Raw genomic sequence first — 14,413 nt, 5'->3', positions numbered from 1 at the left:
TGATTCTCTGCCACAACCACAACAATACAGGCACCAGGAGCACCCTCTCATGAGCAGCACCTCTTCCGGCCAAAGCGCCGGGCAATTGGAAACACGCGGCATAGAACCGGTCCCCGAAGGCGAGTGCAACGGCCACCCGCTGCAACTGTTCTGGGTGTGGTTCGCGGCCAACATCAGCATCCTCGGCTTGCCCCTGGGCGCGACATTGGTGGCGTTTCGTGGCCTGGCCATCTGGCAGGCGATCATCGTGGCGATCCTCGGTGCCGCAGGCTCCTTTGCGGTGGTGGGCATCATCTCCATCGCCGGGCGTCGCGGTCGTGCGCCGAGCCTCACGTTGTCCCGGGCGATCTTCGGCGTGCGCGGCAATATCGGCCCCACCCTGGTCTCGCTGATGTCGCGCCTGGGTTGGGAAACCGTCAACACCACCACCGCCGCGTTCGTGCTGCTGTCGTTGTGTTCGATCCTGTTCCATTCGCCGGTCGAGGCGAAAAGTGCGCCGGTACTCACGCTGATCTTCATCGCGATCTTCGTGCTGTTGACCCTGTCGGTGTCCGGCCTGGGCCATGCCACCTTGCTGGTGATCCAGAAGTGGGCCACCTACGTGTTCGGCGCCTTGAACATTTTGGTGGGTGGTTTCCTCTGCGCCACCATCGACTGGAGCGCGGTGTTCAATGCCACGCCGGCACCGTTGAGCGCGATGATCATCGGCGTGGGCACCATGGCTGCCGGCACCGGTATCGGTTGGGCCAACGCCGGTGCCGACATGTCGCGCTACCAGCACCGCAGCGTCAAGGCTGTGCGCCTGGTGGCGTCGGCCGCGTTTGGTGCGGGTATCCCGCTGGTGTTGCTGATCACCCTAGGCGGCCTGCTGTCGGTGGGCAATAACGACCTGGCGTCGGCCACCGACCCGATCATCGCGATCCGCGACATGCTGCCGACCTGGATGGCCGTGCCGTATCTGATCACAGCGTTCGGCGGGTTGCTGCTGTCCAACAACCTCTCGGTGTACTCGGCGGGCCTCACCACCTTGACCCTGGGCCTCAAGGTCAAGCGTGTGCACGCGGTGATCGTCGACATCGTGGCGATCTTCGCCGGGTCGATTTACTTCATGCTGATCGCCGACAGCTTCTACGGCCCGTTCATTACCTTCATCTCGCTGCTGGCGGTGCCGATCACGGCGTGGGTCGGCATCTTTGTGGTCGACCTGATTCACCGCCATTACTACAGCCCCAAAGACTTGCTGGATGTCTCCCCAAGCAGCGCCTACTGGTATCGCGGCGGCGTGGAATGGCGTGCGTTCGGCGCCTGGGCGGTGGCGATCGTGCTGGGCTTCAGCTTCACCACCATCGGCACCACCGCTGAAAATATCTGGTTCGCCGGGCCATTGTCCGACTCCTGGCTGGGCCACAACGGCCTGGGCTGGATCGTCACCTTCTTGGTCGCCGGTGGGATTTACGCCGTACTGGGCGGCGCCGCTGATCGTCGCCCGGCTTTAGTAGAGAGCCCCAATGTCTAGATTGCTGCACACCGGCCAGGTCATCGTCGACCTGGTCATGGCCCTCGACACCTTGCCCGCAACCGGTGGCGACGTACTGGCGCAATCGGCCAGTTTCGAAGCCGGCGGCGGCTTCAACGTGATGGCCGCCGCCCGGCGCAATGGCTTGCCGGTGGTTTACCTCGGGCGTCATGGCAACGGTCGTTTTGGCGACCTGGCCCGCGCCGCGATGCAGGCCGAGGGCGTGGAAATCGCCCAGCCCGCCAGCGAGGGCAAAGACACCGGTTTGTGCGTCTCGCTCACCGAAGCCAGTACCGAGCGCACGTTCATTTCCCATATCGGCGCCGAAGGTGACTTGAGTGCCGACGACTTGGCAGGCGTGACGCCGCGCGCTGACGATTACGTGTACGTCAGCGGTTACAGCCTGTTGTTGGACGGCAAGGCCCAGGCGCTGCTCGATTGGCTGCTGGCCTTGCCGCGTGAAATAACCGTGGTGTTCGACCCGGGCCCGCTGGTCAAGGCGCCGGATTCGGCGCTGATGATTGCGCTGCTACCGCGTATTGATATCTGGACCAGCAACGGCCCGGAAGCGTTGGCATTCACCGGCGCGGGCACGGTTGCGGATGCATTGGGCGAACTCAATCGCCATCTGCCGGATGAAGCGTTGCAGGTGGTACGCGACGGGCCGAATGGCTGCTGGATCAGCCGCCAGGGCAAGGCCGAACATGTGCCGGGTTTCAAGGTGCAGGCGGTGGACAGCAACGGCGCGGGCGATGCCCATGCCGGCGTGTTCCTCGCCGGGTTGGCCAACGGTTTGCAACCGGCCGAAGCGGCACGCCGTGCCAACGCGGCTGCAGCCCTGGCTGTCACCCGCTGGGGCCCGGCCACCTCCCCAGGCACCGCTGAAGTCGACGCATTGCTCGCCGAATAATCACCCACCTCTGTAGGAGCCGGCTTGCCGGCGATATCGGTCTATCGTGATGCACCGCCATCGCCGGCAAGCCGGCTCCTACAGAAAGGGGTGGATAGTTGGCAGAATAGGCGCCACTCAGCACGGAGCAGCGCCATGACCCAGAACATCTACGACACACCGGCTTTCTTCGAGGGCTACAGCAAGATGGGCCGTTCGGTCGAGGGCCTTGCCGGCGCGCCGGAGTGGCCTGCGTTACAGTCCCTGTTACCGCCGATGCCTGGCTTGAGGGTGGTAGATCTGGGCTGCGGCTACGGCTGGTTCAGCCGTTGGGCGCAGGAGCAGGGCGCTGCCCAAGTGCTGGGCCTGGACGTTTCAACGAGGATGTTGGCGCGTGCCACCGAGATGACCTCGGCCACCGCCATCACCTACACGATTGCCGACCTGGAACACCTTGACCTGCCCGACGCCAGATTCGACCTCGCCTACAGCTCCCTGGCCTTCCATTACATCGTCGACCTCAAGGGGCTGTTTGCGCGCCTTCATCGCGCATTGGTCCCGGGTGGGCGCCTGGTGTTCTCCATCGAGCATCCGATCTTCATGGCGCCGCGCAACCCAGGCTGGCTCGTGGATGAACAGGGGCGCAAGAGTTGGCCGGTGGACGGCTATCAACGGGAAGGGCCACGGGTGACCAACTGGCTGGCCGAGGGCGTGATCAAACAGCACCGCACCTTCGGGACCTTGCTCAATCTGTTGATCGAGGCGGGGTTTACCTTGAGCCACGTCAACGAGTGGGGCCCAAGTGACGCGGACCTGGCCGCACGTCCCGAGCTTGCAGAAGAGTTGGAGCGGCCGATGATGCTACTGGTAGCCGCCCAACGCTGACCCAACACAGGTGTAAAAATGTGGGAGCTGCGGTGCGACGATTCGACTTGCCTGCTCCCACAGGGGTTACTGCAAGGCTTTAGCCTGCCTGACCGTCCAGCTTGCGCGCCTCATCCACACCGGACGCGGTCAGCTTGATCGGCAAGTTCAGCGCATATTCACCGGCATCGTCGGTGGTCACATGCCCATCCTTGATAAGCCCGCGGTCTTGCAGGAATGCCAAGACACTGGCCACCTCTTTTTCGCCGCGGTAGTTATCCAGCACCTCCTTGCCCAGGCCATTGGGGTGGGCGTGCAGCAGGCGGGTGAGGACTTCTTTCTCAAGGTTTCTATCGACGTTCATGCGTACCTCTTCACTGGGAAATGATCGGGTGTCGGTGGTGCGTGCGATGGATCAAGGTGCAGGTTGTTTCGGCGCGCCCGGGATGTTCGAGTCATCGCCTTTGTTGATTTTCGGCTGATTGACCGCCGGGCCCATCTTGCCATTACCCACTGCGGGCGGGCTTTGACGGCCGGTGTCCTGGCCCTGGGTGCGTGGGTCGGCGCCTGGGGCACCTGGGGTGGTGTTATCGATGACAGCACCGCCGTTGGTGTCCAGGCCGGTGCCCATGGATTTCTGGGATTCGGACGTCGCCGGGTTGGTCGGGCCGGTCGACGAGGTGGCGGCGAAAGTGCTCAGGGAAGCGGTAGACAGCAGGCCGGTGAGGGCGAGGGCGGCAAACGTGGAAGGCTTCATGAGGGTATCTCCATAGGGTTGATGTCCTTACCCTTTATTGGTCCGCCCCTCTTTGCGGTTCGTGCCTGGGTGGCGACGAACGGTCTTGGGTCACCTGTAAGATTTTGTGTGACAGGCCTCGCTGTTCGACAGACGCCTGCGCCAGATCAGCCGCGCCACCGTGATGAACCAGTTGAACAGCGCCACCCCCAGCACGCACGCCAGCAGCGTCGGCAGGCCGTGCTCGACGATGAGCTTGCCCGCCAGCAGAGGGAAGCCGAACACCCCTACAAAATACGCCAGGCTGAACAGCAACAACGCCTGGGACGTGGTGCCGGCCGGTGCTTCATTGGCCACTAACCCGTTGATCACCGAATACGTCAGGCCATACCCGACTCCCAGGATCACGGCCGCCAGCAAATAGCTGCCACTGCCCGATACCCCATAACCGAACAGCACCACCGACAGCACCATCAAGCCTGACAACACGCACGCCGCGCGATAGGCATCTCGCTTGACCACAAACCCGGCAATCAGCAGGCGACTGGTGATCGCTGCGCTGAGAAAGCCCAGGAAGAACAGCGAATAGTCCAGCGAGCGGGCCGCCGCATAGCTGGTCTGGAACGACGACAAACCACCGAATACACAACCACCCAGGCCAACCATGACAATCGCAAACGCGGCCTTGGACGACAGCACCTGGCGCGTCGCCGCCCAGGAAATCCGCGCCACCGGTGCATTGGCATGTCCCTTGAGATATGCGCCCAAGCGCCAGAACATCACCACCCCAACCACGCTGGCGAACGCTGCGAGCAGGAACGCACTCGTCAACGGCAACCCCAGCGCGCTCGCCCCGCGCCCCAGCAAAGGGCCGGAGCCGATGCCGCTCATCATACTGCCCGACAGCAACGCAAAGTACCGGGCGCGGTGCTGGGGCTCTACCAGCAAGGCCACGATGATCGGCCCCAGGGTATAGAACACCCCCCAGCCCAACCCCAACGCCAGGCCGAACACCATCATCCCTTCGCCAAACCCCGGCACCAGGGCAAAGCCCAGGCACGCTACCACCAGCAACAGGCCGAGCACGGCAATCGAGCGCGCGGCGCCCAGCCAGTCCGCCAAGTGGCCCGACACCAGCACCGCGACAAAGGTGCTCAGCATCGCCATGGAAATCACGCTGCCGGCGTCGTGCTCGTTGCCGCCGCGTGTGTGGATCAGCAGCGACAGCAGGAACGTCGAACCGTAAGACAAAGACAACAAAAAACTCGCCAGGCAGAACAACACGAAGTGTCGCCGGGAGAACGTGGAAGCGGAGGGCATGGGCAAACCTGGCGGTTATTGGATGTATGGCGCCAGTTTTTAGCACGGGTGAACCCGGGGTTTGTTGTGGGGTTACTGGTCTCAGCATTAGCCCGGGGCGGAGTAAAGCCGCTGTTTGCCTTGCCTCCAGACCAGTGGTCAAGCCGAATGAGTTTGTTCAACCGCCGTACAGCTGGCCTTTGCGATAGTCCTGATGCGTGATCCGGGTCGTGAGGTATCTGTCGCTTTCAAGGCAGAACCTGAGGGCCTCGTTCGCCTGTGAATGTATCGAGGCGGATACCAAGTGGACACGCAGCATTACAAATCGGCGCCTTGGCCGGATTGACCCCACACAGCGAACACTGCCGCCATGACTACTGTGACCTTGCTGAAAGACCCCGTTATCACCCGACCGACAGAGGTGTTGTACGGTCCCCTCCAGCCTGAATTGTTGCGTCACGAAGTGCTGGCCGACCTGCTCGAGGCCACGGTGCGGCGCGACCCACATCAGGTGGCACTGATCGATGGCGAACGCCAGCTCAGCTATGGCGAGCTGGACCGCCAGGCCAGTGTCGTGGCGTCACGGTTAATTGAGGCGGGTGTGGCGCCGGGCCAAATCGTCGGCCTGTGGATGCCGCGCGGGCTGGAGCTGCTGGTCATGCAGGCCGGCATCGCCAAGACCGGGGCCGCGTGGTTGCCGCTGGACCAGGACACACCGCTGGAGCGCCTACAGATCTGCATGGACGACGCCCAGGCGGTTGGCGTGTTGAGCTGCGAAAGCAACGCTGCGGCGCTGCGCAGTGTCGGGCTGGTCGCCTGGACCGCCGAAGCGTTGCTCGCGCCCACCGATGCGCCGTTGCTGCGTCGCACAAACGCCAAGCCAGAAGACCCGGCCTACGTCATCTACACCTCCGGTTCCACCGGCAAACCCAAGGGTATCCTGATTTCCCAGGGCAGTATCTGCCACTTCCTGCGCAGCGAGAACGCGATTCTCGGCATCCAGGCCAGCGACCGCGTGTATCAGGGCTTCTCGGTGGCCTTTGACATGTCGTTTGAAGAAATCTGGATCGCCTACCTGGTGGGCGCCACCTTGTGGATCGGCCCCAAGGACATCACCGGTGACCCCGAAGCCTTGCCGCGCATGCTTAACCAGCAGCGCATCAGCGTGCTGCACGCGGTGCCTACGTTGCTGGCGCTGTTCAGTGAAGAGGTGCCGAGCCTGCGCCTGATCAACCTCGGTGGCGAGATGTGCCCCGAGTCGCTGGTGGAGCGCTGGAGCCGCCCCGGCCGGCAGATCTTCAACACCTACGGGCCTACCGAGGCCACGGTGTCCGCCAGCCTGGCGCGTTTGGTGCCCGGTACCCCGGTGACCATCGGCACGCCATTGCCCAACTACGGTTTGCTGGTGATCGACGCCGACCTGGCCCCGGGCGCTACCCCGACCTTGTTGGGCCGTGGGCAGACCGGCGAGCTGTGCATCATTGGCCCGGGCCTGGCCGACGGCTACCTGGGGCGGCCGGACCTGACCCGCGAAAAATTCATCAGCAACCCGTGGTCCACCGGTTATTACGATGAGCGCCTGTACCGTACCGGCGACCTGGCGCGTATCGAGGCCGACGGCCAGGTGATGTGCCTGGGCCGCGCCGATGACCAAGTGAAGATCCGTGGCTTTCGCGTCGAACTGGGCGAAATCGAGGCCTTGCTGGCCCAGCAGCCGGGCGTCGGCACCGTCGCGGTATTGCTGCGCAATGACGGCGGCATGGATCAGTTGATTGCCTACCTGGTGCCGGAAGGCGGCGTGGCGGTCGAGGGCTTGCCCGCGCAGTTGCGCAAGGCATTGCAGGCGCGCTTGCCGGCGTACATGGTACCGGGTCGTTTTGAACTGCTCGACAGCATGCCCCGGCTGACCTCCGGCAAAATCGACCGCAAGGCCCTCAAGGCACGGCCGTTGGGCGTAGACACCGGCGGCGCGAACCTGGAGTCGGACACCCCGGAAAATCCCGGCGAAACCGTCCTGTTTGCCGCCTTGGAAAAACTCTTCCCCGGCCAACCGATCCGTCGCGACGCGGACTTCTTTTGCGACCTCGGCGGCCACTCATTCTTTGCCGCGCGGCTGGCTTCGGCCTTGCGTGCCGACGAGCGTTTTGCCCATATCACCGTGCGCGATATCTATCAGCAACGGCGCGTCGGTGCGATTGCCGAGGTGCTGCAAACCACGCCACAGCCTGCCGTGCAGGAGGCCGCCTGGACGCCGCCTTCGGCCCTGGTGCGCTGGCGTTGCGGGCTGGCCCAGGCGGCGGTGATGCCGGCCATGGTGTGCCTGCGCATGAGCCAGTGGCTGGCGCCGTTTTTTACCTATCACTACCTCACCGGCAGCCCCGGCGATTCGGTGGCCACGGCCACGGTGGCGTCCATCGGCGTGTTCCTGCTGGCGACGCTGTTGCAGTTCGTGCTGGCCATCGCCGGTAAATGGCTGATCGCCGGACGCTTGAAACCGGGTGTCTATCCGTTGTGGGGCCTGACCTATTTTCGCTGGTGGGCCGCATCGCGCATGGTTGAGTCGGCGCCGGTCTACCTGCTAAGCGGCTCTTCGCTGTATGGCCTGTGGCTGCGTGCACTGGGGGCCAAGGTCGGGCGCGAGGCCAACATCGGCTCGCTGGGCGTGCGGGTGCCAGACCTGCTGCACATCGGCAATGAGGTCAGCATCGGAAACGGCGTCAGCCTGGAAAACGCCCGGGTCGAGCGCGGCCAATTGCACCTGGGCCAGGTGGTGATCGACGACAACGCCTGCCTGGGTTCGTACAGCATTCTGGAAGGCAACACCGCCGTCGGCCACAGCGGCCACCTGCAAGGGCAATCGGCATTGGCCGACGGCCGCCGTGTACCGGCCGGGCGCATCTGGAGCGGTTCGCCGGCGACCGATATCGGCGCGTTCGACCCTGCCAGCTTGCCACCTCGGCCTGTGGTCGGTCGCGGGCAACTGGCGCTGGAAAACCTGTTCTACGTGTTCGGTATCCTGCTGGTCGCCACGCTGTTTTTCATCCCGGTGTTCCCGACGTTTTTCCTGATCGACTGGTTCGATGAGCAACACATTCTGCCGCTGTTGCAGGAGCAGCACGTGAGCCTGCAATTGTTGCGCTACTTTGCCCTGGCGCTGCCTGCGGCTGCGGTGCTGATCGTAGTGATGATGCTGGTCTCGGCCGGCTTGCGCTGGGCCGTGTTGCCTCGCTTGAAGGCCGGCCACTACCCGGTGCACAGCCGGGTGTATTGCAGCAAATGGTTGGTGAGCCACATTCAGGAAGCCAGCCTCAATGTGCTGTCGGGCCTGTATGCCACGGTGTACGCGCCATTGTGGTATCGCCTGCTGGGCGCGCGAGTGGGCCGCGACGCGGAGATCTCCACGGCCCAGGGCGTGATCCCTGACATGCTTACCCTGGGCGACGAAACCTTCATCGCCGACGCGGTCATGCTCGGCGACGAACAGGTGGATGGCGGCTGGATGCGCATTCAGCCGACGGTGGTGTTGCACCGCAGTTTTGTCGGCAATGGCAGCTACATCCCCGACGGCACCACCTTGCCCGAGAACGTGCTGATCGGCGTGCATTCCCGCGCACCAGCCAATGCGCAGATCGCCAACGGCGACACCTGGCTGGGCTCGCCGCCGATCAACCTGCCGGCGCGTGAGCAAGTCAGTGGGTATGCCGACCACCTCACGTTCCGTCCGTCTCTGTGGCGCCGCCTGGCCCGTGGCGCGATCGAAGGGCTGCGCATCGTGCTGCCCCACGCCACCGTGATCGCCGTGGGCTACACCGTGATGATCGACTTGATGCCCGTGGCTGAAGACGAGCGTTGGGGTGCCGTGCTGGGCTACCTGGCGCTGATCGGCCTGGCCTACAGCCTGGGCAACTACCTGCTGGTGGCGGCGCTGAAATGGCTGGTGATGGGGCGCTATCGCAAACGCTCAGCCGCCATGTGGACGCCGTTTGTGTGGTTGTCCGAAGGCATCACCAGCCTCTACGAAGGCATGGCCGCGCCCAATTTCATGAGTTACCTGCGCGGTACGCCGTGGCTGCCGCTGGCCTTTCGCGGCCTGGGCTGCCGCATTGGGCGAGGCGTGTACATGGACACCACCGACATCACCGAATTTGACTGCGTCACCCTTGGCGATTACAGCGAACTGAACGCCGGCGCCTGCCCGCAGACGCACCTGTTTGAAGACCGTGTGATGAAAATCGACCAGGTGCTGATCGGTGAGCGGGTCTACATGGGGCCACGCAGCGCGGTGCTGTACAGCGCCGAAGTGGGTGACGGTGCACGGCTCGGGCCGCTGACGCTGGTGATGAAAGGCGAGTGCATTCCGGCGTCCAGTAGTTGGGTGGGCTGCCCGGCGGCGCCGGCGCGGGGTGAGTAGCGATGCACGTATTCATGTGGCCGCAGACACGGCCGCGCTGGCAAGACGGTGTGTTGTTGATCGGCTTGCGACACATGCCCGGCATGACCCGCGAAGCCGCCCGGGCGCGGGTGCGCCAGGCACTGAGTGAGGCGTTGTTGCAGGCGCTCGATGTGCCCCAGGACCGCATCCGCTTTCACTCGTCACCGGGCCAGGCCCCGCAGATTCGTGTGCCCGGGCATGAAGACGCCGGGCTTTCCATCAGCCACGACGGCGATTTTTCGGTGGCGGCGGTGCACTTGCATGGCCCGGTCGGCATCGACGTGATGGCGGTGCAGGACACCCCGGACTGGCAAAGCGTGACCAGCGACTACCTGGGCCCGCACGTGCTGGCGCGCTTGTGCGCCGCGAGCCAGGCCCAGCGCGCTCGCCTGTTCACGCGTGCCTGGTGTGAGCGCGAGGCACGGCTCAAGTGCGTGGGGCAAGGGTTGGGTGAGTGGTCGCCACGAGCCGCGCGGGGCTGTCGCACCGTCGAGGTGGGGTTGCCGGCAGGGCTGGTCGGTGCCTTGGCGCTGCGCGCATAAATTGCGCTGCAATCGGTCATCAAAGCGCCTTAGTATGTGAGCTTTGAAATTGCCCAAGGCTCGCCCATGACCATCGAGATTCGCCCTGCCGTGCCCAGCGATGCTGCGCAGATCCTGACCTTCATCACCGAGCTTGCCGAGTACGAAAAGGCCCGGCATGAAGTGATCGCCAGTGTGGCGGATATCGAGCGCAGCCTGTTCAGCGAGGGCGCCACCGCCCACGGTCTGATCTGCTCGCGGGACGGTTTGCCGATCGGTTTTGCAGTGTTCTTTTTCAGCTATTCCACCTGGCTGGGCAGCAACTGCCTGTACCTGGAAGACCTCTACATCAACCCCGAGCAACGCGGCGGCGGCGCTGGCAAGAAGCTGCTGCGCCACCTGGCGAAGATTGCCTGTGACAACGGCTGCGGACGCTTCGAGTGGAGCGTGCTGGACTGGAATGAACCGGCGATTGCCTTCTACAAATCCATCGGCGCCCAGCCACAGGAAGAGTGGGTGCGCTACCGCATGGAAGGCGACGCGCTGCGCGATTTTGCCCAGGGCTGAAGCTACCTCCCTGAGAACAATGTAAATCCCCTGTGGGAGCGGGCTTGCTCGCGAAGGCGGTGTATCAGTTAACAAGTGTGTAGCTGAAACACCGCCTTCGCGAGCAAGCCCGCTCCCACATTTTTTTGCGTTAAGCTCAATATATGGGATGCAAATTTATATATTGAGATATTTCAAAAGATGGGTTTATAGTCGGCTGCATCAGCACTCACTACCAAAAATAAAACAGGTGAAGCGATGCAGGCCCAACCGTTGTCATTACCCGCCGTGCCCGAGCCCACTTATGGTGAGCGGCTGAAGAACAAAGTAGTGATCATCACCGGCGCCGCCCAAGGCATTGGCGAGGCGATCGTCGCCTGCTTCCAGGCCCAGCAGGCACGCCTGGTGATCGCCGATATCCAGGGCGACAAGGTCGAAAAAGTCGCTGCCCACTGGCGCGAACGCGGTGCCGAGATTGTCGCGCAGCCCGTCGACATCACCTCCAAGGCGCAATGGCAGGCACTGGTCAATGTGGCCATCGAGCGCTTTGGCCGCGTGGACGTGCTGGTCAATTGCGCCGGGGTCAACGTGTTCCGCGACCCCCTGGAAATGACTGACGAAGACTGGCGCCGCTGCTTCGCCATCGACCTCGACGGTGCCTGGTTCGGTTGTCGCACGGTGCTGCCGCACATGATCGAGCAGGGCATCGGCAACATCATCAATATCGCCTCCACCCATTCCAGCCACATCATCCCCGGCTGCTTTCCGTACCCCGTCGCCAAGCACGGCTTGCTTGGGCTGACCCGCGCCCTGGGCATCGAATACGCCCCCAAGGGCATTCGCGTCAACGCCATCGCCCCGGGCTACATCGAGACCCAGCTCAACGTCGACTACTGGAACGGTTTTCCCGACCCCCATGCCGAGCGCCAGCGTGCGTTCGACCTGCACCCGCCCAAGCGCATCGGCCAGCCGATCGAGGTGGCGATGACCGCGCTGTTCCTCGCCACCGACGAGGCGCCCTTTATCAATGCCACCTGCCTGATGATCGATGGCGGGCGGTCAGTGATGTACCACGACTAGAACTCGCAGCTCTTCAATAACAACAAGAGGTGGTTCATGTTCAAGAAAACACTAGGCGCCGTGGCGCTGGCAGTGGCGTTCAGCGGTTTCGCATCGGCCGAAGAAGTGAAGATCGGCTTTCTGGTCAAGCAGGCCGAGGAGCCATGGTTCCAGACCGAGTGGGCGTTCGCCGAGAAAGCCGGCAAGGACCAGGGCTTCACCGTGATCAAGATCGCCGTGCCGGACGGCGAGAAAACCCTGTCGGCCATCGATACCTTGGCCGCCAACGGCGCCAAGGGCTTTGTGATCTGCCCGCCGGACGTCTCCCTCGGCCCGGCGATCATGGCCAAGGCCAAGCTCAATAACCTGAAAGTGCTGGCGGTGGACGACCGTTTTGTCGACGCCAAGGGCAAGCCCATGGAAGACGTGCCTTACGTCGGCCTGGACGCCTACAAGATCGGCCAGAAACAAGGCGAAGCCATGGCCGCCGAAGCCAAGCATCGCAACTGGGACTGGAAGGAAACCTATGCCGTCATTAACACCTTTGACGAACTGGAAACCGGCAAGAAACGCACCGACGGTTCGGTAGAAGGCCTCAAGGCCGCAGGCTTGCCGGCCGACCATATCCTGTTCAGCGCACAGAAAACCCTCGACGTGCCGGGCAGCATGGACTCGACCAATTCGGCCTTGGTGAAACTGCCGGGCACTGCGAAAAACCTGATCATCGGCGGCATGAACGACAGCACGGTGTTGGGTGGCGTGCGTGCCACCGAAAGCGCCGGCTTCAAGGCGGCCAACGTGATCGGCGTGGGTATCAACGGCACCGACGCCATCGAGGAACTGAAGAAATCCGACACCGGTTTCTACGGCTCGATGCTGCTGAGCCCTGACGCGTCGGGCTACAAGACCGCCAGCGCGATGTTCGAGTGGGTGACCAAGGGCACCGAGCCTGCCAAGTTCACCGCCTTGGATAACGTGACCCTGATCACCCGTGCCAACTTCAAGGAAGAGTTGAGCAAGATCGGTCTGTGGAAATGACCGGCGCGGCCTTACGCTTCAATAGCATCGGCAAGGAATTTCCCGGTGTGAAAGCCCTGGCGCAGATCAGCTTTGAAGCGCGGCCCCATGAGGTGCACGCGCTGATGGGCGAGAACGGCGCGGGCAAGTCGACCTTGCTGAAGATCCTCGGCGGCGCCTACCTGCCCAGCAGTGGCACGGTGCAGATCGGCGAACAGACCATGGCCTTCAAGAACGCTGCCGACAGTATTGCCAGCGGCGTGGCGGTGATCCATCAGGAGCTGCACCTGGTGCCGGAGATGACTGTCGCCGAAAACCTGTTCCTGGGGCATTTGCCGACGCGCTTCGGCGTGGTCAATCGCAGCCAGTTGCGCAAGCAAGCGTTGGCCTGTCTCAAGGGGCTGGCCGATGAAATCGACCCGGAGGAAAAGCTCGGGCGGTTGTCCCTGGGCCAGCGCCAGTTGGTGGAAATCGCCAAGGCGCTGTCCCGTGGCGCCCATGTGATTGCCTTCGATGAACCCACCAGCAGCCTGTCGGCGCGGGAGATCGACCGCTTGATGGCGATCATCACGCGACTGCGGGATGAGGGCAAAGTGGTGCTCTATGTGTCGCACCGCATGGAGGAAGTGTTCCGCATCTGCAATGCGGTCACCGTGTTCAAGGATGGGCGATACGTGCGCACGTTTGATGACATGAGCACGCTGAGCCATGACCAGTTGGTGACCTGTATGGTCGGCCGCGATATCCAGGATATCTACGACTACCGGCCCCGCGAGACGGGCGATGTGGCGCTCAAGGTCGAGGGTTTGCTGGGGCCGGGCCTGCGTGAACCGGTGAGCCTGAAGGTACACAAGGGCGAGATTCTTGGCCTGTTCGGATTGGTCGGGGCAGGGCGCACGGAGCTGTTTCGGCTGCTCAGTGGCTTGACCCGCAGCAGTGCTGGCAGCCTGGAGCTATGTGGGCAAACGCTGCAGTTGCACTCACCCCGCGATGCGATTGCCGCCGGCGTGTTGCTGTGCCCGGAGGACCGCAAGAAGGAAGGCATTATTCCGCTGTCCAGCGTGGCGGAGAACATCAATATCAGTGCGCGCGGCGCCCATTCGGCGTTTGGCTGGTTGCTGCGCGAAGGCTGGGAGAAGGGCAACGCCGAGCAGCAGATCAAGGCGATGAAGGTCAAGACGCCGAACCCGCAGCAGAAAATCATGTACCTCTCAGGGGGCAACCAGCAGAAGGCCATTCTCGGTCGCTGGCTGTCGATGCCGATGAAGGTGCTGCTGCTCGACGAACCGACTCGCGGTATCGACATCGGTGCCAAGTCGGAGATCTACCAGATCATCCATAACCTGGCGGCCAGCGGCATTGCGGTGATCGTGGTGTCCAGCGACCTGATGGAAGTGATGGGCATCTCCGACCGTATTCTGGTGATGAGCGAAGGGGCGTTGACCGGTGAATTGACCCGCGAACAGGCGGACGAAGCACGCCTGTTGCAACTGGCTCTCCCGCGTTCGCGGGCTTGAAGAATTCGAGGGTGTAG

The 14,413-nt window shown here is 63.2% G+C and carries 12 protein-coding genes; 9 read left to right on the top strand and 3 right to left on the bottom strand.

All coding sequences use genetic code 11. The features are described from left to right. The first annotated feature begins 49 nt into the window (after nt 1-49). The 3 genes from M2394_RS15505 to M2394_RS15495 all read left to right on the top strand — a co-directional run bounded on the left by M2394_RS15505 (nt 50) and on the right by M2394_RS15495 (nt 3,290). Nucleotides 50-1,516, top strand: a complete 1,467-nt coding sequence (locus M2394_RS15505) for a cytosine permease (RefSeq protein ID WP_176997913.1) — start codon at nt 50-52, stop codon at nt 1,514-1,516. Then, nucleotides 1,509-2,426 carry a PfkB family carbohydrate kinase gene (locus tag M2394_RS15500; protein WP_259173069.1) on the top strand — a complete coding sequence of 306 codons (918 nt, stop codon included), beginning with the start codon at nt 1,509-1,511 and terminating at the stop codon, nt 2,424-2,426. Before M2394_RS15505 ends, M2394_RS15500 begins: the two co-directional genes overlap by 8 nt. A 135-nt stretch (nt 2,427-2,561) precedes the next feature. Beyond that, on the top strand, nt 2,562-3,290 hold the full coding sequence (locus tag M2394_RS15495; RefSeq protein WP_259173068.1) for a class I SAM-dependent methyltransferase: 729 nt from the start codon (nt 2,562-2,564) through the stop codon (nt 3,288-3,290). A gap of 79 nt (nt 3,291-3,369) precedes the next feature. Here the strand turns inward: M2394_RS15495 and M2394_RS15490 are convergent, their stop codons facing one another. The 3 genes from M2394_RS15490 to M2394_RS15480 form a co-directional block, all read right to left on the bottom strand. Further along, nucleotides 3,370-3,633 (bottom strand): hypothetical protein, encoded by a 264-nt coding sequence (locus M2394_RS15490; RefSeq protein WP_178923453.1) that lies wholly within the window; start codon nt 3,631-3,633, stop codon nt 3,370-3,372. 51 nt (nt 3,634-3,684) lie between these two features. Next, on the bottom strand, nt 3,685-4,026 hold the full coding sequence (locus M2394_RS15485; protein ID WP_259173067.1) for a hypothetical protein: 342 nt from the start codon (nt 4,024-4,026) through the stop codon (nt 3,685-3,687). Between the two features lie 90 nt (nt 4,027-4,116). After that, a complete protein-coding gene (locus M2394_RS15480; protein WP_259173066.1) occupies nt 4,117-5,325 on the bottom strand; it encodes an MFS transporter in 1,209 nt (402 codons plus the stop codon). Nucleotides 5,326-5,674: 349 nt separating this feature from the next. On the opposite strand from M2394_RS15480, the gene M2394_RS15475 reads away from it, so the two are divergent. The 6 genes from M2394_RS15475 to araG all read left to right on the top strand — a co-directional run bounded on the left by M2394_RS15475 (nt 5,675) and on the right by araG (nt 14,396). Next, on the top strand, nt 5,675-9,715 hold the full coding sequence (locus tag M2394_RS15475; protein WP_259173065.1) for a Pls/PosA family non-ribosomal peptide synthetase: 4,041 nt from the start codon (nt 5,675-5,677) through the stop codon (nt 9,713-9,715). Nucleotides 9,716-9,717: 2 nt separating this feature from the next. Then, entirely contained in the window at nt 9,718-10,278 is a 561-nt protein-coding gene (locus tag M2394_RS15470; protein WP_259173064.1) for a 4'-phosphopantetheinyl transferase superfamily protein, read from the top strand. Between the two features lie 66 nt (nt 10,279-10,344). Further along, nucleotides 10,345-10,824, top strand: a complete 480-nt coding sequence (locus M2394_RS15465; RefSeq protein ID WP_119742815.1) for a GNAT family N-acetyltransferase — start codon at nt 10,345-10,347, stop codon at nt 10,822-10,824. A 237-nt stretch (nt 10,825-11,061) separates the two neighbouring features. After that, on the top strand, nt 11,062-11,883 hold the full coding sequence (locus M2394_RS15460; RefSeq protein ID WP_259173063.1) for an SDR family oxidoreductase: 822 nt from the start codon (nt 11,062-11,064) through the stop codon (nt 11,881-11,883). Nucleotides 11,884-11,919: 36 nt separating this feature from the next. Further along, nucleotides 11,920-12,900, top strand: a complete 981-nt coding sequence (locus M2394_RS15455; RefSeq protein WP_176997904.1) for a substrate-binding domain-containing protein — start codon at nt 11,920-11,922, stop codon at nt 12,898-12,900. Further along, nucleotides 12,897-14,396, top strand: a complete 1,500-nt coding sequence (gene araG / locus M2394_RS15450) for an L-arabinose ABC transporter ATP-binding protein AraG (RefSeq protein WP_259173062.1) — start codon at nt 12,897-12,899, stop codon at nt 14,394-14,396. The genes M2394_RS15455 and araG overlap by 4 nt, the downstream gene beginning before the upstream one ends. Nucleotides 14,397-14,413 lie beyond the last annotated feature (17 nt).

Source organism: Pseudomonas sp. BIGb0164 (genome assembly GCF_024810135.1).
Classification (GTDB): domain Bacteria; phylum Pseudomonadota; class Gammaproteobacteria; order Pseudomonadales; family Pseudomonadaceae; genus Aquipseudomonas.
Note: the sequence above shows the minus strand (reverse complement) of the source record. Positions and strands in the feature narration are given on the sequence as shown.